This is a genomic window from Acrocarpospora macrocephala (assembly GCF_009687865.1).
GTDB classification, from domain to species: domain Bacteria; phylum Actinomycetota; class Actinomycetes; order Streptosporangiales; family Streptosporangiaceae; genus Acrocarpospora; species Acrocarpospora macrocephala.
The window spans coordinates 23,858-42,981 of sequence record NZ_BLAE01000022.1 but is presented as its reverse complement, the minus strand read 5'-3'; the positions used below and the strand labels follow the sequence as shown (position 1 = coordinate 42,981).

Genomic DNA, 19,124 nt, shown 5'->3' with positions numbered 1-19,124 from the left:
TTGACGGACATATGGGCGTGTAAACAATAATTACCATCGGGAAAGTAGGAATTACTGGAAAGGTGATGCGGTGCGGTCGCTCATCCTGCTCGGGCTGGTCGGCTTCGCCGCTCAACTCGTCGACGGCAGCCTCGGTATGGCCTACGGGGTCACCTCGACCACGCTCCTGCTCGCCGCGGGCACCGGCGCGGCGGCCACCTCGGCCACCGTGCACCTGGCCGAGATCGGCACCACGCTCGCCTCGGGCCTGTCGCACTGGCGGTTCGGCAACATCGACTGGAAGGTCGTCGGCAAGATCGGTGTCCCGGGCGCGCTCGGCGCCTTCGCCGGGGCCACCTTCCTGTCCAGCCTGTCCACCGAGTTCGCCGCCCCGATCATGTCGATCATCCTGCTGTCCCTGGGGCTTTACGTCCTGATCCGCTTCACCGCGTACGGCCTGCCCCGCGGCAACCTGGGCAAGCCGCTGCGCAAACGGTTCCTGGCCCCGCTCGGCCTGGTGGCGGGTTTCGTGGACGCGACCGGCGGCGGTGGCTGGGGCCCGGTCGGCACGCCCGCCATCCTGGCCAGCGGCCGGATCCCGCCGCGCAAGGTGATCGGCTCCATCGACGCCAGCGAGTTCCTGGTCGCCATCGCGGCCAGCGCCGGCTTCCTGGTCGGCCTCGGCTCGGAGAACATCGACTTCGCCTGGGTGGGCGTGCTCCTGCTCGGCGGCGTGATCGCCGCCCCGATCGCGGCCTGGCTGGTCCGCCACATCCCGCCGCGCATCCTCGGCTCCGCGGTGGGCGGCGTCATCGTCCTGACCAACGTGCGTACGCTGCTGCGCGGTGAATGGGTGGACGCGCCCGGCGGCGTCCAGACCGTGGCGTACGTCACCATCGCGGCGCTGTGGGCGGCGGCGGTCGCCTACTCAGCCCGCGAGCACCGCCGCGAGAAGGCCATCGAGGCGGCCGACGCCGAACTCCTGGGCCCTGCCCCGGAAGAGGAAACCGCTCGCGCCTGACTTCCGAATCTCAACGGCCCTGCGGGTCGTCGGCGATGTAGTGCCACAGGTGCGGCGACAGCCGTACGATCGCGGCGACGGTCGTCACGGTGAGCAGGCCGCCGGCGCAGATCGTCAGCTGAGGGCCGAACGCCGAGGCGGCGGCTCCGTGGAGCAGGTGGGCGAGTTGCGGGCCGCCCTGGAGCACGACGGTGAGCGAGCCTTGGATCCGGCCGCGCAGGGCGTCGTCGGTGTACGCCTGGGAGATGGCCTTGCGGAAGGTGCTGAGCACGAAGTTGACCGCGCCGCCGAGCGTCAGCGCCGCGAGCGCGAGCCACAGGTGCGGCGCGAGGCCGAGGACCACGACGGTCGCGCCCCAGACGGCGGCGGCGGACGCCATCAGGGCGCCGTGACGGCGGGCGCGCGTGAACGTTCCCGACATCAGCCCGGCCGCGAAGACCCCGGCCGGGTACGCGGCGTAGAGCAGGCCCAGCTCCACCCCTCCTCCGGCCGGGCCGCCGTAGGTGCGTTCCGCCAGCTCGGGGAGGAGTGCGACGGGCATCCCGAAGACCATCGCGGCCAGGTCCACCGCCAGCACGGCGACCAGAACCCGGCTGGTGAGCAGGTAGCGGAACCCGGCCAGCACGTGCCCGAACGTGGCCGGACGCCGGTCCCCCGGCGCCGTGGCCTGGCGGGGTTTCGGTGGGATCGGTGGCAGCTTGGCGACCGCCCACAGCACGGCCAGCAATGCCACGGCGTCGAAAAGGTAGAGCGTGCCGAGCCCGGCGACCGGAATCAGCAATCCCGCCAGGAGCGGGCCCATGATCGATCCGCCGTACCTGACGAGCGAACTCAGGCTGTTGGCCGCGGTCAGCAGGTCGATGGGGACGACCCGGGGCACCGCGGCGCCCAACGTCACCATGATCGCCCCGAAGGTCAGGCCCTGGCATGCCACCAGCGCCAGCAGGACGGGGACCGAGCGTCCACCCCATGCCGTCTGCGCCCACAGCGCCAGGTAGGTCAGGGCGAGACCGCCGTGCGCGGCTAGCAGCAGCCGCCTGCGGTCCACCATGTCGGCGAGGGCTCCGCCCCATAAGGAGGCGACGGCCAGGGCACCGAACGACACCGCGGCCGCCGCACCGACGGTCGCGGATGAACCGGTCATCGTGAACAGCTGGGTCGGCACCGCGACCACGCTGAACGAGCCGCCGACCGCGCCGACCACCGAAGCGGCCCACAACCGCCGGAAGGCGGGGATCTTCAGGGGACGCCGATCCACTGTGTAGGTCATTGCGGGTTACAGCGTCACCACGTCGGCCACCACGCAGGCGATGTTGTCCGGCGCACCCGCGGCGTAGGCCAGTCCGACCAACTCGTCGAGGACCTGCTCGGGGTCCGCCGTGCCGGTCAGCACGTGCCGCAGGGACTCGGGCGCGACAACAGTGGACAGCCCGTCCGAGCACAGCAGGTAGCGATCGCCGGGCTCGGCCGTGTGCACGGACAGGTCGGGTTGCGGCCCGCCGGTTCCGGTGAGCGCGCGGACCAGCAGCGAACGTTGCGGATGCGAGGCGGCCTCCGCCGGGCTGAGGCGGCCGTCGTCGACCAGCGACTGCACGTAGGTGTGATCGTGGGTGATCTGGAAGAGCTCACCGTCGCGCACCAGGTATGCCCGGGTGTCGCCGATGTGCACCAGCGCGAGCCGGGAGCCCGACCACAACATCGCGGTCAGCGTCGTGACCGCCTCACCCGAGGGTGTCGCCTCGGCGATGCCCTGGATGACCTTGTCCGCCTGGTTGACGGCGTCGGCGAGCGCGCCGAGCAGGTCACCGGCGGGCATGGCCGTCGAGGTCAGGGTCTCCAGCGCCTCCAGCGGTTTGAGCGCGTCGATGGCGGCCGCGCTGGCGAGATTCCCGCCAGGACCGCGCGTTCCGTCGGCCACCGCGAGCAGGCGGGCGCCCGCGTAGGCGGCGTCCTCGTTGCTCGTGCGGACCGGCCCCGCATCCGATCGGGCCGCGTACCGGATTCCGATCATGGTTTTGGTGTTGTCCACGGCGCTGCCCCGTCCTGACAGGTAGTCGACGAGGAAGGTGGCCAGCTGTTCGCGTGCGGCGGTTTCCGCCACGATCTGCGCCCGATAGGCGGCGACCTGCTCGGCCGCGGCCTCCGGTTCGAGCTCGCACACCTGGCGGATGCGGGCCAGCGGCATGCCCAGCCGCCGCAGCCACGCGATCAGCCGGGCTCGCTCCAGCTGGGCCGGATCGTAAAAGCGATACCCCGACTCCCCGTCCACCGCGGCCGGTGGGAGCAGTCCGAGCTCGTCATACAGCCGTAGCGCCTTCGGCGACAACCGCGCGGCCCGGGCGAACGCCCCGATCGTCAGCAGCCCCACACCAACCCTCCTCGCACCGGTCGGAAGAACCGGCACCACGATGCTGCGCCTTCACCCAAGGGCAAGGTCCATACGTCACCCCGAACTATCTCGAACCCTGCACACCAGGACGGAAGGAGCGCCGCAAACGGGGGGTTCAGGCTGGTGTTACCAAGCTGTTACAAGTGGGTGAATCCGTAACGGGCTGGCAGAAGTAACACATACGCGCGGACATCACGAGAGAGGCTTACGCATGCGCACAGCCCTGAAGTCGTTCGCGGTCGCCGCAGGTTTGATCCTGCTGGCCACGAGCCCGGCGGTCGCCGCACCCGACACCAAGCCGCCGTCCATTCCCGGGAATCTACGGGCGACCCAAGTGACGCAAACCGCGGTGACACTGGCATGGAGCCCCTCCACCGACAATGTCAGAGTGGTCTCCTATTCGGTGTGGGCGCCAGGACTCGACGCCGTCGTGCTCGTCAACCATCCGACCACAACGGCGACCATCAGCGGGTTGCACCCAGGGGCGACGTACGCTTTCCGCGTCCACGCCTCGGACGGCATCCGCGCGTCCGGGCCGAGCAGCATCCTTAACGTCACCACCCAGCCCGACGTCGCCGCCCCCTCCGCTCCCTCCGGCCTCGCCCTGGCCAACAGCGTCCACGGGTCCCCCGTCGACGGCCTTACCGCGTCCAAGATCCTGCTGACCTGGACGAACTCGACCGACGACTTCGGACCGATCAAGTACCAGGTGCTGGTCAACGGGGTGCCGAGCCCGAACGTCTTCGACACCAGGCCGGCCGGAAGCCCGGTCACCACCGTGTCCAAGGCATGGGTCCGGCAACTTGAGCCTGGAACCACGTACAACCTGTCCGTACGCGCCGTGGACAGCGGCGGCAACGCGTCGGCGGCGAGCGCCCCGATCACGGTGACCACCGATGCCGCCAGCGACACCGTGGCGCCCACGACTCCCACCCTGACCCAGGCCGGGGGCGTCGGCACCAGTGTGTGCCCTGAGGAACTGCTCGTGAACTATACGGCCGCGACTGACGACGTCACCCCGGCCACGGGCGTGGAGTACGAGATCCGGATCAACGGCACCATCAGCGATGTCTTCCAGGGCATCTCGGGCAGAATCATCATTTACACGGAGATCTCCGGGCCCAACACCGTCACCATCGTGGCGGTCGACGCTGCGGGGAACGCTTCGGCGCCGAGTAACGCGATCACCGACAACATCCAGTGGGGGATCAGCTACTGCGGATAAGCAGGAAGTTGTTCACGTACCCCGCGTGCGGTGAGGTCGACGGCAGTTGAGGGAGGGCTGATCGTGGCGATCGGCCCTCCCTCGTGCCTGCCGTACGATCGCGTCACCGCCGGATCGTTGTCGATCGAATGACCAGATCAGAGCGACAGACTTGGGTTGACAGTCGCCCTCGGCTTGTTGCCCGGACACAGCTGGCGGGGGGTGCTGTCGCCGCGGAGGCGGGCGTCGGCGCAGCCGCCCGGGAGACCCTGGTACTCCTGGTCACCGAAGTTCGCGGTGACGGCCGGCGTCCCGCCGCCGAAGCGGGTCTGCTGCACCTGGTGGTCGGCGGTCACTCAGCGGAAGGCGGTCATCGGCTCGGCGCCGGCGGCCTGGTGCAGCGGCGCGAAGAACCGCTGCAGCTCGGCGATATCCGCGCCGTGCTCTCCCAGCGTGTCGGGGCCGAGGACCAAGTTGAGCGGCGTGTTGTACAGCACCACCAGCAGCGCCCTGTCCACCTGCTGGTCGGGCAGCTTCTAGTAGACCAGCTCCCACCGGTCCAGGCTGATCACCGAGTCGTGCACCACGCCCGATCAGGCCGCGCCGCTGTGGCAGGCGTTGGGCCACGACCGAGCGCATCACCGAACTGACCGACACCCTCAACCGCGCCGCAGACCGTACAACGGCGGGCGGCGAGATCTCGACTCCCGGCAACCTACCCCGGGTCCTGCGCACCAGGGACGACCAAGCCGGTCTCATACGCGGCGATGACCGCCTGGGTTCTGTCGCGTAGGCCGAGTTTGGCGAGGACGCGGCTGACGTGGGTTTTCACGGTTTCCTCGGTGACGATGAGGCGGGTGGCGATCTCCTGGTTGGAAAGGCCCTCCGCGACGAGGCGCAGGACCTGCGTCTCGCGGGGGGTGAGGGTGTTGGGAGTGGGCGGTTTCAGGGTTTTTGAGGATTTCGCGGGTTTCGGGGTGAGGTGGGCGAACTCGGTGATGAGGCGGCGGGTGATGGCGGGGGCCAGGAGGGCTTGGCCGTCGGCGATGACGCGGACGGCGTCGAAGAGGTGTTCGGCGGTGACGTCCTTGAGCAGGAAACCGCTGGCTCCGGCGCGGAGCGCGTCGTAGACATACTCGTCGAGGTCGAAGGTGGTGAGGATGAGGACGCGCGGGCCGGTGAGCTGCCTGGTCGCCTCGATGCCGTTCATGCCGGGCATGCGGATGTCCATCAGCACGACGTCCGGCGCGGTTTCGCGGCAGACACGGATGGCTTCGGCGCCGTCCCCGGCGGTGCCGACGACCTGGAAGTCCGGCTGGGTGTCCAGCAGCCCGGCGAACCCTGTTCTCACCACCTGGTGATCGTCGACGACCACGACCCGGATCACGCTCATCCGGCCGCCTCTCCGGGCAGGCTGGCCTCGACCAGGAAGCCGCCGCCGGCGGCATGGCCGGTGCGCAGGTCGCCACCGACGGCCGTGGCCCGTTCCCGCATCCCAGCCAGGCCATGCCCCCCTTCGTGGCCAGCTCTGTGGCCGAAGCTGTCTTTGTGGCCGTTTTTGCGGCTGCCTTCGTGATCGTCTTCATGGGGGTGGCCGTGGCTCGTGGCTGCGGGGCCGGGGCCGTTGTCGCGGACGAACAGCCGCAGCGCGTCTCCCGCGTAGTGCAGCTCCACATCAACGGCCGCGCCGGGCGCGTGCCGCCGCGCGTTGGTGAGCGCTTCCTGAATGATCCGGTACGCCGCGAGCTCGACGCCCGGGTCGAGCGTGACCGGTGACCCGCGCAAGATGAGCCGGGTGCCCGTCCCGGACGCGTCCCTGGCCTCGTCCAGCAGGTCGTTGACCTCGTGCAGGCGCAGCCCCGGCTGGGGAGTCAGCTCCGGACGGGGCCGCTCCCCCGCCGTCGTGTCCTCGCGCAGGACGCCGAGCAGCCGCCGCATCTCGGTCAGCGCCGCCCGGGCCGTGTCCCCGATCGCGGACAGCCGTTCGGCCCCGGCGGGCGGCATGCCGGGGGTGGTCAGCCGGGCGTTCTCCGCCTGCACGGCCACCATGGAGATATGGTGCGCGACCACGTCGTGCAGCTCGCGGGCAATGCGCGCGCGTTCACCCCGCGCGGTGTGCTCCAGCAGCGAATCGGCGATCACCTGTCGGGCCGCCGTGTTCGCGGCCGCGTCACCGTGGGCCCGCCGGGCGATCCCGGCCAGCGCCGCCGCCGGGGCCAGGCAGGCCAGCACCATCGTGATCGTCCGCGCCTCCACACCCGCCAGCGCCAGGATCGGGAACGGCGCGGCCAGCGGCAACGCCGCCCAGGGCGAGCCGGTGCGCCCGAGCCGGTAGCCGGCCACCAGCTGCGCGCCCATCCCCGCTACCGTCAAGGCCTGGAAACCCGTGACCGACAGGACCGCCGCCGCGGACACGACCAGGGCCGCCGCGAACGGCTGCGTCCACAGCAGCACCAGCGGCAGCGTGGTCGCCACGGCGAACAGCACGAACGCGAGGTCCGGACCGGCCGGACCCCGGACATGCCCGATCGACTCGATCACCGCCAGCAGCACCAGAGGCGCCCCGACCATGACGATCCGCGGGTCGTACGTTCGGTCCACCCCAGCATTGTCCCTGGTCCGGGAGCCGCTGGCATCCCCCGCGCGTGGGATGGCCGGGCGGGGAAGATGGCTCCGCCGCGTGACGACCGCACCGTACGGCGTTGCCTAGTCTGCCTGGCATGGAAGCGAACATCGAGGTCAGCGGGCTGCGCAAGCGGTTCGGCCCGGTTCTGGCCCTGGACGGGATGACGTTCACCGTGACGCCTGGGCACGTCACCGGCTTCGTCGGGCCGAACGGCGCGGGGAAGTCCACCACGATGCGGGTGATCCTCGGTCTGGACGCGGCCGACGAGGGCCGCGCGCTGATCGGCGGGCAGCCGTATCGCACGCTGCGGAGACCGTTGAGCCAGGTCGGGACGCTGCTGGACGCCGCCGCGCTGCAGCCGAGCCGGACCGGGCGCAATCATCTGCTCTGGCTGGCCCACTCCCAGGGCCTGACCGCGGGCCGGGTCGACGCCGTGGTCGAGCTGGTCGGGCTGGGATCCGCGGCGCGGCGGAAGGCGGGCGGTTACTCGCTGGGCATGCGGCAGCGGCTCGGCGTGGCGGCCGCCCTGCTCGGCGACCCGCCGGTGCTCATGCTCGACGAGCCGTTCAACGGCCTCGATCCGGAGGGGATCGTGTGGATGCGCGGGTTCCTGCGGTCGCTGGCCGCCGAGGGCCGGGCCGTCCTGGTGTCCAGCCACCTGATGAGCGAGCTTCAGGACACGGCCGGGCATGTCGTGGTGGTCGGCCGGGGCCGGGTGGTCGCGGACGCGAGCGTGGCGGAGTTGATCGCGGCGGCGTCCGGCGACCGGGTGAGGTTACGGACCACGGCGCGGCCGGAGGCGATGACGGTGCTGGCCGACGCGGGGGCCACCGTCGCCGTCACCGATCGTGACACGCTCACCGTCGCCGGGCTGGCGGCCGAGCGTGTGGTGGCGCTGCTCACCACGCATGGGGTGCCGTTCTCGGAGGTGGCCGGGCATCGGGCCACGCTGGAGGAGGCGTATATGGAGCTCACCAGGGACGCGGTCGAGTTTCGCGCGGACGGTGCGCGATGACGGGCCTGCTGCGCGGGGAGTGGACCAAGTTCAGGACGGTGCGCGGCTGGGTGCTCGGGATGGCGCTGGCGGTGCTGATCACCGTCCTGCTCGGGGTGTTCACGGCGTCCGGCAGTCACAGCTCCTGCTCGGGTCCTGAGGGCGATGTCTGCCCGGCCCTGCCGGTCGGCCCCGAGGGTCTGGCGGTGAACGACCGGTTCTCCTTCGCGCACCAGCCGCTGGCGGGCGACGGCAGCGTCACCGCCCGGGTGGCGTCGCTGACCGGGATCATCACCTATCCACCGCCGGATCACGACAAGATCGTGCCCGGCGTGGTGCCGTGGGCGAAGGCCGGAATCATGATCAAGGAAAGCGTCCGGCCGGGGTCCGCGTACGCGGCGATGATGCTCACCGGTGGTCATGGGGCGCGGATGCAGCACAACTACGAGCACGACGTGGCCGGTTCCCGGGAGGCGCGCTGGCTGCGGCTGACCCGCTCCGGCGACACGATCACCGGTGCCGAGTCGGCCGACGGCACCCACTGGACCACGGTCAGCACGGTCCGCCTGACCGGGTTGCAGAAGAATGCCCTGATGGGGCTCTTCGTCGCCTCTCCGTGTGATCTGACCGTGACGCAAGGCGACCTCGGCGGAACCATCGGGAAGTGCCGGCTCACCCAGGCCACCGCCGTCTTCGACCACGTCAGCCTGGCCGGGAACCCGTGGACCTACGACGACCTCGGCGGCCATACCGGCGCGCCCGCGCTCTCCCAGGGCACCTTCCGCGAGTCCGGCGGCACGTTCACCATGTCCGGATCCGGCGATGTCGGGCCGTACGGGATCGAGGGCGGGCAGATCGTCGAGCGCACCCTTTCGGGGGCGTACACGGGGCTGATCGTGGTGATCGTGGTGGCGGTCATGTTCATCACGGCCGAGTACCGGCGCGGGCTGATCCGCACCACCCTGCTGGCCAGCCCGCGCCGGGGGCGCGTGCTCGTCGCCAAGTCTCTGGTGATCGGCGTGGTCACGTTCGTCGTCGGCCTGATCGCCGCGGTCATCGCGGTTCCCCTGTGCAGCAGGATTCTCCGCGCGAACGGCAACCAGCTCCTGCCGGTGAGCACCTCCACCGAACTGCGCGTCGTGGCCGGGACCGCCGCGCTGCTGGCCGTCGCCGCCGTGCTGGCGCTCGCCATTGGCGCGTTGATCCGGCGCAGCGCGGTGGCCGTCATCACGGCCATCGCGGTGATCGTCGTCCCGCACGTCCTGACGACCGCGTCGGTCCTGCCGGCGGAGTTGTCGCAGTGGCTGCTGCGGGTGACCCCGGCCGCCGCGTTCGCGATCCAGCAGAGCATTCCCGAATATTCGCAGGTCGAAGGGCATTATGTGCCGCAGATGGGCTACTATCCGCTGGCGCCTTGGGCTGGGTTCGCGGTGCTCTGCGCCTATGCCCTGCTGGCTCTCGGCCTGGCCGTCCTCCTGCTCCGCCGGAGGGACGCGTGAAGCGCGAAATCCATGCCGAGTGGACGAAACTGCGCACGCTCCCGGGCACCGGCTGGGTGCTGCTGGCGATCCCGGTTCTGACCGTCGCCCTGGGCGTCGCGGCCGGTGCCGCCACCACCTGCGCGTCGGCGCGCTGCAATCACGACGCCGTCAAGCTCGCGCTCACCGGCGTGCAGCTGAGCCAGGTGGTCGTCGCGGTCCTCGCCGTGCTGGCGATCACCGGCGAGCACACCACCGGCCTGATCCGCACGACGTTCACGGCGATGCCCCGCAGGTTCACCGTCCTCGGCGCGAAGGCAGCCGTCCTCGCCGGTCCGACCCTGGTCGCGGCCATCGCCGGCGTGCTCGGGTCGGTGCTGGCCGGGCGGCTCATCCTGCCCGGCCGGGGTTTCACGCCCGCGCACGGCTACCCGCTGCTGTCCCTCACCGACGGCCTGGTTCTCCGCGCGGCGGCGGGCTCGGTTCTCTACCTCACCCTGATCGCCGTGCTCTGCCTCGGAGTCGCCGCGATCGTCCGTGACTCGGCGGCGGCCATGGGCGTCGTGCTCGGCCTGTTCTACCTCTTCCCGATCCTCATCCACCTGGTCTCCGACCCGGATTGGCAACGGCTGCTCTTCCGGATCTCCCCAACCAACGCCGGGCTGGCCATCCAGTCCAGCATGAACCTGGACCTGCTGCCGATCGGCCCGTGGCCAGGACTCGGCGTCCTCGCCGCCTGGGCCGCGGCCGCGCTCCTGGCCGGAGGCCTCCTGGTACGCCTCCGCGACGTCTGATCAGCTCCGCGTGATCGGCTTCGAGTTGGCCGTAGAGGGTGCGGCCTTCGTCACCTAGGTCGTGCATTCGGCGCGGCTTGCGATCGGCCGTATGCATAGCCTCGTCATAGCGGACACTGAGGCGCAAAAGCACGAAAACTTCGGGCCGGTGGTTGCCAAGTTTGCGCTGGACGCCGTGTGGCTGCGGCGTGCCGGGCGCCGACATCGTCGCGCTCCGTCAGAGAATCGGCGTGCCGAGTAATCACCGGACTCCGTCCTGACCAAACGTCTCCACGTGCGGAGTTGCTTGGTCTCCCGGAATTCGAGCTGGCCGGGCACCGCGAGTCAGGTGCCCGCGGTCACCGCCTTGAGCCCTGCGAACGACTCTCCGATGAACTGAGACAAGTCCTTCTGCCCGGCCTGCCCGGCCTGCCCGGCCTGCCCGGCCCAACGCCGGAACGCGATCTTGAAGACGGCGATGCCCGCCTCCGCGGCAAGGCTCGCGGAGGCGTCGTCGACTCCGCGCTGCCGCAACGCGTCGGCGAGCGCGGCCGACAGCGAGGCGAGTTTGATCAGCTCGCGTTCCTGCAGTTCGGCGTTGGCGGCGATGACGGCCTGGCGCCGGCGGGCATGCTCCTGGCGTTCCTGCAGCATAGCCGCGGCAGCCCCGAGGGCCGCCGTCACGGCGTCCATCGGGGTGGCGGGCTCGGGAACACGGGCGACTGTGTCCACGAGAAGCTCCTGCAGCGCCATCGAACCCGCGAACAGCACTTCGCGCTTGTCCGTGTAGTGCCGGAAGAACGTCCGCTCCGTCAGCCCCGCCCGTTCGGCGATCTCCGCCACCGAGGTCCGTTCGAAGCCGCGCTCGAGGTAGAGCTCCAGTGCCGCCCGTTCGAGCCGGCCGCGCGCGTTCGGCTCCCATCGACCCATGCCCGGAATCCTACCTGATGACAGTGACTGACATCAGCTGCTACGGTGTGATGACAGTGACTGACATCGCTCGGTCGCCCGGCGCCCACCCGCGGCGCGAGGACGACCGGCCTACGCTGGAGGCTTACTCATGCGCGTTTTCGTCACCGGGGCATCCGGATGGATCGGCTCGGCACTCATACCCGAACTCATCGGCGCGGGTCACCAGGTCGTCGGGCTCGCCCGCTCGGACGCCTCGGCCGCCGCCCTCACCAAGGCCGGGACCGAGGTGGTCCACGGCACGCTCGACGACCTCGACGTCCTGCGCGACACGGCCGCCGCGTCGGACGGGGTGATCCACCTCGCGTTCAAGCACGACATCGCCTTCCAGGGAGGCTTCCAGAGCGCCGCCGACGCCGACCGCCGCGCCGTCGAGGCATTCGGGGAGGCCCTCGCCGGTTCCGCTCGGCCGTTCGTGCTCGCCTCCGGGCTGGCCGGACTTGCCCCGGGCCGGGTGGCCACCGAAGAGGACGGCCGCACGTCCGACGCGTTGCCCGCGCACCTGACCGGCGGCCCGCAGACCCGGATGGGCACCGCACACCTGACCCTCGCTCTCGCCGACCGCAACATCCGCTCGTCCGTCGTACGGCTCCCGCCGACCGTGCACGGCGAGGGCGACCCCGGGTTCATGGCGGCTCTGGTCGGCGTCGCCCGCGACAAGGGCGTCTCCGGCTACATCGGCGACGGCTCCCAACGCTGGCCTGCCGCGCACCGTATCGACGCCGCACACCTGTTCCGGCTCGCCCTGGAGAGCGCCCCGGCCGGATCGGTCCTGCACGCGACCGCCGACCAGGGCGTGCCGATCCGCTCGATCGCCGAGGCCATCGGCCGCCACCTCAACCTGCGGACCCGCTCCGTCTCCCCCGACGACGCGGCCGAGCACTTCACCTGGCTGTCGGGTTTCCTCGCCCTCGACAGCCCTGCTTCCAGCGAACTGACCCGCGAACTGCTGGGCTGGCAACCGACCCAGCCAAGCCTGATCGAGGACCTGGAGAAGGGCCACTACTTCATGTCCTGAGGAAGGTGCGGCCAGCGTTGGGCCGGGCGTGGATGATCACAGCGTTGACCTGCAAGAACGGTCTACCACGATCCCTTTCCGGCGTATTCCGGCCGCCCCTTGCTGGGCAAGGTTGCTAGGATCGGCGCCATGCGTTTGATCGTTTCCCCGCCGCCCGCCCGCTAGCGGGCGGCGCTTTTCTGGCACGCCGGGCGATCGTGCCCCGGCGTGTCCTGTCGTTGTCCGCGGATGACCTTTCTCGTCGAGACAACGACCCCCAGGGAATGATCATGTTTCGGGCAAGTCCCCTGTCTTTCGGCAGGGCCATATTCGCCATCGCCCTCGCGGCCAGCGCGTGGGGCACGGGTGGCGCGGTCGCCGCGATGCTCTATTCGGCCGGTGGGCTCGACCCGCTCACCGTGTCGTTCTGGCGTTTCCTCGGCGGCGCCCTCGCGCTCGCCGCGGCCTGGCCGCTGCTGCGCGGCGAAGGCACGTTCTCGCTAGTCGGCCGGTTCCGCCGGGAAAAAGCTAGGTTCCTGGCGACCGGGGTGGGCATGGCCGTCTACCAGACGGCCTACTTCGCGGCGGTCGACCACGCCGGTGTCGCGGTCGCGACCGTGGTGACGCTGGGCTCGGGGCCGATCCTGGTCGCCGTGGGCGCCCGCCTGTGGATGGGCGAGCGCCTGGGCGGCCGGGGAGCCCTGATCATCGGCTCGGCTTTGGCGGGCCTGATACTGCTGGTATCCGGCGGAGATCCAGCCGTCGACTCCACTGCGCCCGTATCCGGCGGAGATCCGGCCATCGTGTCCACCTCGGCTCGGTCGGCCGCCACCGGGCTGGTGTCCAGCGGAGATCAGGTCGTGGGAGCCACGGTTCCGATCCTGGGTATCGGGCTCGCGTTGCTGTCGGCGGTCGGTTACGCGGGAACCATCCTGCTTGGCCGGGCCATCGGCACCGGTGACTCGGCCGGTAGCGCGCTGATCGGCTTCGCCGTGGGATCGCTGTGCCTGTTCCCGTTCGCGCTGGGTTCGGGACTCGGTCCCGAGGGAGGCTTCACGGTGACCGTCGTAATGCTGCTGGCCTACTTGGGCGTGGTTCCCAGCGCGCTCGCGTACGGGCTGTTCTTCGCGGGGCTGAGGGTGGTCCCCTCGACCACCGCCTCGGTCGTCGCGCTGGTGGAACCGCTGGTGGCCACGGCCATCGCGGTCGCCTTCCTCGGGGAACGCCTCACCGTCGCGGCCGTACTCGGCGGGCTGGTGCTGCTCGCGGCGGTGGTGTTCAGCGGGCCGCTGCCACGATCTCGGCCGTCGGGTCCCGCAGCTCCGGGCTGACCCGCTCGAACAGCACCGCGATGAGCACGCCGTCGAGCACCATCAGGGTCAACACTGCTGCTTGCGCCGGGACGGTGTTCCCTACTACGGTCATGTCTATGACTACTCATGGACATGACTAGCGGATGGCCTTGCGGCACGCGGTGCTCGTGGCACTGCTCGACGGTGAATACAGCGGCTACCAGCTGACCAAGATCTTCGACGTGGGGGTCTCCAACTTCTGGTATGCCGCTCCGCAGCAGCTGTACGCCGAGCTGGCCAAGCTGGAAGCCGACGGCCTGGTCGCGGGCCGGGAGGTGGCCCAGCAAGGCCGCCCCAACAAGCGGGTGTTCACGGTCACCGAGGCCGGTGTCGGCGAGCTGGGCGCCTTCGCCGCGGTGCCGCCGAAACCGCTGCTCATCCGTGACGACCTGGCCGTCAGAGTGCACGCCGTGGACCTGCTCGACCCCGCGCCCGTGATCGCCCAGCTCCACGAGCGGGCGGAGGAGGCCGCGGCCAAGCTCGCGTTGTTCGAGAAGATGCTCAGCCGCCTTCGTGGTGACCTGGACGAGGAGTCGTTCCTGCGTGAGGGGGACCGCATCGGGCCGTACCTGTCCTGCCTGGGCGGATGCCGTCTGGAGCGGGAGATACGCGACTGGTGCCTGCACACCGCCCGCACGCTGAGCGAACGCGCCGCCCGCACCGGACGGGAACGGCCCTGATCGGGCACCCATCGATGAGGTTGAGCGCGCGTCAGTGGCGGGGTCGGACCATCGGACCGGCCACGATTGTCGCCGCGAGAGCCATTCGATGGTCCTTCGCCCAGGGCGGCCCAAGTGTTGCCCGCGGGCCGTACAGGACCTCGTCGGTCCGCTCAGCCAGGAATCTGGCCGCTAGGTTCTCCACGTTCTTGGCGTCATAGGCGTGGACGATCCAGCCACGTGCGTGTGCGAGCTCGGCCAGGATCTGGCGGTACATGATGGAGTCGGCGTGGGACTCGTACGGTGCGCGTCGCTGGACGGCGATGTCTTCGGGGAAGTCGAGAGGCCAGGCTCGGAGCGAAACCGAGACGATCGGTTCTCGCAGCGCGGATGCGAGTTCGTCCAGCGAGGCTGACGTTGCCCGGGCTGCCGACTGCCGCACCTGGGTTACCAGCTCCGAAATCGCGGCATCGTCGAGAGGTTTGCCTTCGTGGTGGATGGGCGCCGCCGCCATGCCGGGCTCGATCAGTGCGATCCGCCGGCGGTCCACCACCTGGTACTCGGCCGACGCCGTGACTGCCACGGCCCAACCGAGATGATGGGCTATCCCCACACGCATGGCTTCGAGTATGCCCTCGTCCGCGCGTACACCTAAGTTCTGCGTGCGAGGACAAGCCGGCACCGCGGGCTGCCGTCCTCGCGTCGGCCCAGGGCCGTCAAGGGGACTGTTGTCACGGTGAATCCGGCTGCTGTCAGGTCGTTGCGAACCGCCTGCAGCCGGCAGGTGCCGTAGTACATGACGAAGGGGGGACGCCACACGGCATTTCGCACCTGCATGGCCAGGTCGAATCCGAGCAGCGCCCAGTACCAGCGCGATGTGATGGGCAGCGGCGCGCCGATCGGGAAGGCGAAGAGCCCGCCAGGCCGTAACGCGCGGTACACCCCGGCGAAGAGCGAGGGCCGTTCGGCGGGTAGGAAGTGTCCGAGCGCTCCGAAGCTGACCGCGAGGTCGAAGGTCTCGGCGAAGGGCAGGGCCCGAACGTCGGCCTGGACGCACTCGGCGTCCGGGTGCGCTCGGCGCGCCTGCGCGAGCATGCCGGTGCTGAAGTCGACGCCCGTGATCCGTCCTTGGCATAGGGGTTCGAGGATCCGCATGCCCGCGCCGGTGCCGCAGCACACGTCCAGTCCCCGCCCGAAGGGCCCGAGCGGGCGCAGCGCGTCGGCGGTTGCGTCAAGAACGCCATCGGAGGTGCGAAAAGGCGTGTGGTCGAACTTCGGGGCGAGCAGGTCGTAGCCGCGCTCGACCGAGGACAGCGCCTGGACCGTCAGTTCACGCAGCGAGGGGCCTTGAGGCGAGAACACCAGTAAAGGGTACTTCTCGGACGCCGGGCGGATCAGGCTGAGCCCCTGACGGCGGATATTCGTTCGACAGTCGGGAATCGCCACTGGCACGATGAGCCCGATGTCCCGAGCGTAGTAACACATCGATCCCACAGGGGATGGTCATCGACCATCACCCCTGTTCAGGCCGCCTCCAATCGATCTGATGTGTTTACAAGGGACTCATTTCATGAAACTTCACGAATATGCGCGTTACGACGCTGTCGGCCTCCGCGACCTGATCAGAGCGGGCGAGGTCACCGCCGGTGAGGTCGAGGCGGTCGCGCGGGAAGCCATCGCGATCGCGAACGCCGAGCTGAACGGGCTGGCGTTACCGCCGTTCAGCCCGGCGCTGCACCACGCCGCGGACGGCCAGCTGGCCGGGGTGCCGTTCCTGATCAAGGACCACGGGCCGGTGGCGGAGGGCGTGCCGTTCTTCCTCGGCAGCCGGGCCATCCCGGGGATCCTCGCCCAGCGCGACACGGATCTCATGGCCCGCTTCCGGGCCGCGGGCCTGGTCACGCTCGGCCTCACCGCCGTGCCTGAACTGGTGCTCAGCTTCGCCACCGAGTCACTCCGGTACGGGCCGACCCACAACCCGTGGGATCGGAACCGCGGGGTGGGCGGGTCGAGCGGCGGCGCCGCCGCCATGATCGCCGCCGGCGCCGTCCCGCTCGCCCACGCCAGCGACGGCGCCGGTTCCATCCGGGTGCCCGCCTCCTGCTGCGGTCTGGTCGGGCTGAAACCCAGCCGCGGGCGCGTGCCGTGCGGGCCTGACCTGGGCGAACCGATGCTGGGCATGGCGTACGAATTCGCGCTGACGCGCACCGTCCGCGATGCCGCCCACCTGCTGGACGCGGTCCAGGGGCCCGGCATCGGAGACAAGTACACCGCCCCTCCCCCACGCGGCCGGTACGCCGACGAACGCGAGCCCGGCCCGCTGCGGGTCGCTGTGACCACCGAACCCTGGTCCGGCACGAGCGTCGACGGCGAGGTGGCCCAGGCGGCGATCCAGACCGGTCGCATGATGGAACGGCTGGGCCATCCCGTCATGGCGGACCGGCCGGAACTCAGCTGGAACGACGTCCTGGCGAGCTGCGTGGCCGAAGGGGTCGCGATCGCCTCGATGCTGCTCCGGGCGCCCAGGCAACCCGACCCGGCCCAGCTCGAGGCGGTCTCCCGGGAACTGCTCAGCCTGGCGAGCGAGTACACGGCGCTGGACATGATGAACGCCTTCGACGCCCAGAACCGGGTGACCAGATCGGTGGCCTCATTCTTCACCCGATACGACCTGCTCATCACCCCGACCCTGGGACGGCTCCCCGCACCCCACGGCACCCTGCGCTACAACGACCCCAGCCACACCTTCACCACATGGCTGGACTCGATGTTCGACTACAGCCCGTTCACGATGGTCTTCAACGTCTCCGGCCACCCGGCGATCAGCCTGCCCCTGGGCCACAGCGCCACCGGCCTGCCGATCGGCGTCCAGCTAATCGCCCCGTACGGCCGCGAGGACCTCCTCTTCCAAACCGCCACCCAACTGGAACACGCCATGCCCTGGGACCATCGCGTCCCCGGCTTCTCCATCAGGAACCACTAGCCGAGATCCGCTCCCGGGCGGGTCACCTCATCGACGGTGATCCTCCCATCGCATATGAGCCGGGCCCCCGCTCCTGTTCATGGGAGCGAGGGCCCGGGAAGTACCCGCACCGGGTCAGAACTCGCCGTGCACCGTGTTGCTGTTCACGGACCGGAGGGTGCTCCCCGACAGGTTGAGCAGGCGGGCCTCGACGAAGATGTCGTCGACGTCGCCTTCGTACCAGCGCGAGTCCTCGTTGAGCGTCGTGCCGCGCTTGAAGTAGTAGTACGTGTGGAGTTCCATGCCCCGGAAGGTGACGTCGTAGTTCTTGAAGGAGTCGGGCCCGTAGCGGACATCGTTGATCTTGTCCTCGCCCCAGACCCTGAGGGCGATCGGGTGGCCGGTGTTCTTCAACTGCTGGGCCTGGTATGGGGTCATGCCAATCACGACATCGATGTTGACCTTGAAGTAATCTCCTGGCTGCTTGGTGATGGCGATGACCGCCGTGTTGGCCGCGGCGTTCGCCGGAGTGACGGCGAGCCCGAGTCCGGCGAAGGCCATGACGGCACCGAGCGCGACGCCGCGCCCGAGCCGCGAGATGTTCTTGTTCATGAGTTCCCCTAAGAAGGATGAGTCGTTTTACCTCCTTAGGCGTTCCGCGCCGTTCCCACCGCAGGACATCCCGTTCCATTTCGGGAGCGGCCGGTGGAACTCCCGCTGACGTCACAGAGAGCCCAACGAACGCAGGGATATTTCCTAAGAGTCCGGTCACATCATGATCGGCAGGCTGCGGTCCAGGCCGGTGATGCGCAGAATCCTGGTGAGGGACGGGCGGATCCCGGTCAGGGCGAGGGTGACGCCCTGGGCTCGGGCGCGGTTCCGGATGCCGACCAGCACGCCCAGGCCGGAGGCATCGCAGAACGACACGTCCGACATGTCCAGGATCAGCATGCTGGTGCTGTAGCGCAGGGCGCTCAATAGTCGCAGGCGTAGGGCCTTGGTGGTGAAGATGTCGATGTCGCCGTGCAGGCGAATGGTCGTGGGCGCCGACGGGCCGGCTCTGGCGAGCGGCGCGATGTCGATAACGGTCATATCGGTTCTCCGATCGGAGAAAGAGAGGCTAGGTGCGGCTCGTCCTCGGCGGTCACGACGGCGGGCAGGTGCGCGATCGTGGGAGGGTCGGCCGGGGCGAAGCCGGTGAGTTTGAGCGCCCCCTCGGCGGTGCCCGCCGGGATGACCAGCAGCCTGATGGGTTCGGCACCCGCGAGAATCAAGGTGATCACGTGCGGATCGCCGCTCTGGAAGGAGCCGATCCTGACCTGACGTCCCCGGGCCGGGATGCGCCGTGGGATGTGGTCCCAGGCGTCCGCGTACACGCTGAGGCGCAGCGTGGTCCGGCCGATCCGCTGATCGACGGCGGTGATGAGGCCGGGCAGTTCGGCGGCGGCGTCACGGGAGTAGGGCCACCAGGCCCCGTCCACGGCCGCTCGCCGGTCTGGTACGGCGTTCAGGCTGAGCCGGATCGCGGAATCGACGGCCGGGATCGCGGATGTGACGGAACTCAGCGGCTTGAGATGCGAGAGAATCGTGGGCGTCATGGTCGTCTGACCTGTCCGTGCCCGAATAGGGCCGATGCCGTCTATCGCCGCGGGCGACGCCGACTTGAGTGCCAACGCACGAGATGTCCTCGGTGTCCCTAGTATACCTCGCCCATATGTCAA

22 protein-coding genes are annotated in these 19,124 nt (G+C 69.8%); 9 read left to right on the top strand and 13 right to left on the bottom strand.

From position 1 onward, the window contains the following. Positions 1 to 70: 70 nt before the first annotated feature. Positions 71 to 1,000: a sulfite exporter TauE/SafE family protein gene (locus Amac_RS20035; RefSeq protein ID WP_155355904.1), complete on the top strand. Its 930-nt coding sequence runs from the start codon at positions 71 to 73 to the stop codon at positions 998 to 1,000. A 10-nt stretch (positions 1,001 to 1,010) separates the two neighbouring features. Here Amac_RS20035 and Amac_RS20030 read toward each other — a convergent pair whose 3' ends face one another. After that, complete coding sequence (locus Amac_RS20030; RefSeq protein WP_155355903.1) at positions 1,011 to 2,270, bottom strand: MFS transporter; 1,260 nt, start codon at positions 2,268 to 2,270, stop codon at positions 1,011 to 1,013. A 6-nt stretch (positions 2,271 to 2,276) separates the two neighbouring features. Next, positions 2,277 to 3,368, bottom strand: coding sequence for a MerR family transcriptional regulator (locus Amac_RS20025; protein WP_155355902.1), 1,092 nt, complete (start codon positions 3,366 to 3,368; stop codon positions 2,277 to 2,279). 232 nt (positions 3,369 to 3,600) lie between these two features. Between Amac_RS20025 and Amac_RS20020 the strand changes: the two genes are divergently transcribed. Continuing rightward, on the top strand, positions 3,601 to 4,614 hold the full coding sequence (locus Amac_RS20020; RefSeq protein WP_155355901.1) for a fibronectin type III domain-containing protein: 1,014 nt from the start codon (positions 3,601 to 3,603) through the stop codon (positions 4,612 to 4,614). A 137-nt stretch (positions 4,615 to 4,751) separates the two neighbouring features. Here Amac_RS20020 and Amac_RS55275 read toward each other — a convergent pair whose 3' ends face one another. The 4 genes from Amac_RS55275 to Amac_RS20005 form a co-directional block, all read right to left on the bottom strand. Continuing rightward, positions 4,752 to 4,949, bottom strand: a complete 198-nt coding sequence (locus tag Amac_RS55275) for a hypothetical protein (protein WP_218041184.1) — start codon at positions 4,947 to 4,949, stop codon at positions 4,752 to 4,754. After that, entirely contained in the window at positions 4,950 to 5,126 is a 177-nt protein-coding gene (locus Amac_RS55270) for a glycoside hydrolase (RefSeq protein ID WP_281356314.1), read from the bottom strand. A 182-nt stretch (positions 5,127 to 5,308) separates the two neighbouring features. Next, a complete protein-coding gene (locus Amac_RS20010) occupies positions 5,309 to 5,986 on the bottom strand; it encodes a response regulator (protein ID WP_155355900.1) in 678 nt (225 codons plus the stop codon). Next, positions 5,983 to 7,194 carry a sensor histidine kinase gene (locus Amac_RS20005; protein WP_218041182.1) on the bottom strand — a complete coding sequence of 404 codons (1,212 nt, stop codon included), beginning with the start codon at positions 7,192 to 7,194 and terminating at the stop codon, positions 5,983 to 5,985. The genes Amac_RS20010 and Amac_RS20005 overlap by 4 nt, the downstream gene beginning before the upstream one ends. A 119-nt stretch (positions 7,195 to 7,313) precedes the next feature. Between Amac_RS20005 and Amac_RS20000 the strand changes: the two genes are divergently transcribed. From Amac_RS20000 to Amac_RS19990, 3 genes are read left to right on the top strand one after another with little or no spacing between them, the layout of a single operon-like run. Next, positions 7,314 to 8,234 carry an ATP-binding cassette domain-containing protein gene (locus Amac_RS20000; RefSeq protein ID WP_155355899.1) on the top strand — a complete coding sequence of 307 codons (921 nt, stop codon included), beginning with the start codon at positions 7,314 to 7,316 and terminating at the stop codon, positions 8,232 to 8,234. Then, positions 8,231 to 9,712, top strand: coding sequence for an ABC transporter permease subunit (locus Amac_RS19995; protein ID WP_155355898.1), 1,482 nt, complete (start codon positions 8,231 to 8,233; stop codon positions 9,710 to 9,712). Before Amac_RS20000 ends, Amac_RS19995 begins: the two co-directional genes overlap by 4 nt. Next, positions 9,709 to 10,485 carry an ABC-2 transporter permease gene (locus tag Amac_RS19990; protein WP_155355897.1) on the top strand — a complete coding sequence of 259 codons (777 nt, stop codon included), beginning with the start codon at positions 9,709 to 9,711 and terminating at the stop codon, positions 10,483 to 10,485. Before Amac_RS19995 ends, Amac_RS19990 begins: the two co-directional genes overlap by 4 nt. Positions 10,486 to 10,809: 324 nt before the next feature. Here the strand turns inward: Amac_RS19990 and Amac_RS19985 are convergent, their stop codons facing one another. Further along, on the bottom strand, positions 10,810 to 11,394 hold the full coding sequence (locus Amac_RS19985; RefSeq protein WP_155355896.1) for a TetR/AcrR family transcriptional regulator: 585 nt from the start codon (positions 11,392 to 11,394) through the stop codon (positions 10,810 to 10,812). A 130-nt stretch (positions 11,395 to 11,524) separates the two neighbouring features. On the opposite strand from Amac_RS19985, the gene Amac_RS19980 reads away from it, so the two are divergent. Together Amac_RS19980 and Amac_RS19975 are read left to right on the top strand one after the other, a co-directional pair. Further along, positions 11,525 to 12,451, top strand: coding sequence for an SDR family oxidoreductase (locus Amac_RS19980; protein ID WP_155355895.1), 927 nt, complete (start codon positions 11,525 to 11,527; stop codon positions 12,449 to 12,451). A gap of 269 nt (positions 12,452 to 12,720) precedes the next feature. Continuing rightward, a complete protein-coding gene (locus Amac_RS19975) occupies positions 12,721 to 13,761 on the top strand; it encodes a DMT family transporter (protein ID WP_155355894.1) in 1,041 nt (346 codons plus the stop codon). On the opposite strand, the gene Amac_RS19970 is transcribed toward Amac_RS19975, so the two are convergent. Continuing rightward, positions 13,709 to 13,855: a hypothetical protein gene (locus tag Amac_RS19970; RefSeq protein ID WP_155355893.1), complete on the bottom strand. Its 147-nt coding sequence runs from the start codon at positions 13,853 to 13,855 to the stop codon at positions 13,709 to 13,711. The two genes, Amac_RS19975 and Amac_RS19970, sit on opposite strands and share 53 nt — an antisense overlap. A 31-nt stretch (positions 13,856 to 13,886) precedes the next feature. Between Amac_RS19970 and Amac_RS19965 the strand changes: the two genes are divergently transcribed. Then, positions 13,887 to 14,462 carry a PadR family transcriptional regulator gene (locus Amac_RS19965; RefSeq protein ID WP_155355892.1) on the top strand — a complete coding sequence of 192 codons (576 nt, stop codon included), beginning with the start codon at positions 13,887 to 13,889 and terminating at the stop codon, positions 14,460 to 14,462. 31 nt (positions 14,463 to 14,493) lie between these two features. Here Amac_RS19965 and Amac_RS19960 read toward each other — a convergent pair whose 3' ends face one another. Together Amac_RS19960 and Amac_RS19955 are read right to left on the bottom strand one after the other, a co-directional pair. Next, positions 14,494 to 15,024, bottom strand: coding sequence for a hypothetical protein (locus Amac_RS19960; RefSeq protein WP_218041181.1), 531 nt, complete (start codon positions 15,022 to 15,024; stop codon positions 14,494 to 14,496). Between the two features lie 68 nt (positions 15,025 to 15,092). After that, positions 15,093 to 15,803, bottom strand: a complete 711-nt coding sequence (locus tag Amac_RS19955; protein WP_155355890.1) for a class I SAM-dependent methyltransferase — start codon at positions 15,801 to 15,803, stop codon at positions 15,093 to 15,095. 208 nt (positions 15,804 to 16,011) lie between these two features. Here Amac_RS19955 and Amac_RS19950 point away from each other — a divergent pair, with 208 nt between their 5' ends. Continuing rightward, positions 16,012 to 17,424 carry an amidase gene (locus Amac_RS19950; protein ID WP_155355889.1) on the top strand — a complete coding sequence of 471 codons (1,413 nt, stop codon included), beginning with the start codon at positions 16,012 to 16,014 and terminating at the stop codon, positions 17,422 to 17,424. Positions 17,425 to 17,538: 114 nt separating this feature from the next. On the opposite strand, the gene Amac_RS19945 is transcribed toward Amac_RS19950, so the two are convergent. From Amac_RS19945 to Amac_RS19935, 3 genes are all read right to left on the bottom strand, one after another. Then, positions 17,539 to 18,015 (bottom strand): hypothetical protein, encoded by a 477-nt coding sequence (locus tag Amac_RS19945; RefSeq protein WP_155355888.1) that lies wholly within the window; start codon positions 18,013 to 18,015, stop codon positions 17,539 to 17,541. A gap of 156 nt (positions 18,016 to 18,171) precedes the next feature. Then, the gene (locus Amac_RS19940) at positions 18,172 to 18,495 is read right to left on the bottom strand and encodes an STAS domain-containing protein (protein WP_155355887.1); all 324 of its coding nucleotides are present in this window, start codon (positions 18,493 to 18,495) and stop codon (positions 18,172 to 18,174) included. After that, complete coding sequence (locus Amac_RS19935; RefSeq protein WP_155355886.1) at positions 18,492 to 19,001, bottom strand: DUF5994 family protein; 510 nt, start codon at positions 18,999 to 19,001, stop codon at positions 18,492 to 18,494. Before Amac_RS19935 ends, Amac_RS19940 begins: the two co-directional genes overlap by 4 nt. Positions 19,002 to 19,124 lie beyond the last annotated feature (123 nt).

Coding starts and splice junctions, on each gene's coding strand:
- Amac_RS19950 (WP_155355889.1), top strand. CDS start 16,012: ATGAAACTTCACGAATATGCGCGTTACGACGCTGTCGGCCTCCGCGAC.
- Amac_RS19975 (WP_155355894.1), top strand. CDS start 12,721: ATGTTTCGGGCAAGTCCCCTGTCTTTCGGCAGGGCCATATTCGCCATC.
- Amac_RS19945 (WP_155355888.1), bottom strand. CDS start 18,015: ATGAACAAGAACATCTCGCGGCTCGGGCGCGGCGTCGCGCTCGGTGCC.
- Amac_RS19940 (WP_155355887.1), bottom strand. CDS start 18,495: ATGACCGTTATCGACATCGCGCCGCTCGCCAGAGCCGGCCCGTCGGCG.
- Amac_RS19995 (WP_155355898.1), top strand. CDS start 8,231: ATGACGGGCCTGCTGCGCGGGGAGTGGACCAAGTTCAGGACGGTGCGC.
- Amac_RS19985 (WP_155355896.1), bottom strand. CDS start 11,394: ATGGGTCGATGGGAGCCGAACGCGCGCGGCCGGCTCGAACGGGCGGCA.
- Amac_RS20010 (WP_155355900.1), bottom strand. CDS start 5,986: ATGAGCGTGATCCGGGTCGTGGTCGTCGACGATCACCAGGTGGTGAGA.
- Amac_RS19965 (WP_155355892.1), top strand. CDS start 13,887: ATGGCCTTGCGGCACGCGGTGCTCGTGGCACTGCTCGACGGTGAATAC.
- Amac_RS20030 (WP_155355903.1), bottom strand. CDS start 2,270: ATGACCTACACAGTGGATCGGCGTCCCCTGAAGATCCCCGCCTTCCGG.
- Amac_RS19935 (WP_155355886.1), bottom strand. CDS start 19,001: ATGACGCCCACGATTCTCTCGCATCTCAAGCCGCTGAGTTCCGTCACA.
- Amac_RS20020 (WP_155355901.1), top strand. CDS start 3,601: ATGCGCACAGCCCTGAAGTCGTTCGCGGTCGCCGCAGGTTTGATCCTG.
- Amac_RS20000 (WP_155355899.1), top strand. CDS start 7,314: ATGGAAGCGAACATCGAGGTCAGCGGGCTGCGCAAGCGGTTCGGCCCG.
- Amac_RS19970 (WP_155355893.1), bottom strand. CDS start 13,855: ATGACCGTAGTAGGGAACACCGTCCCGGCGCAAGCAGCAGTGTTGACC.
- Amac_RS19980 (WP_155355895.1), top strand. CDS start 11,525: ATGCGCGTTTTCGTCACCGGGGCATCCGGATGGATCGGCTCGGCACTC.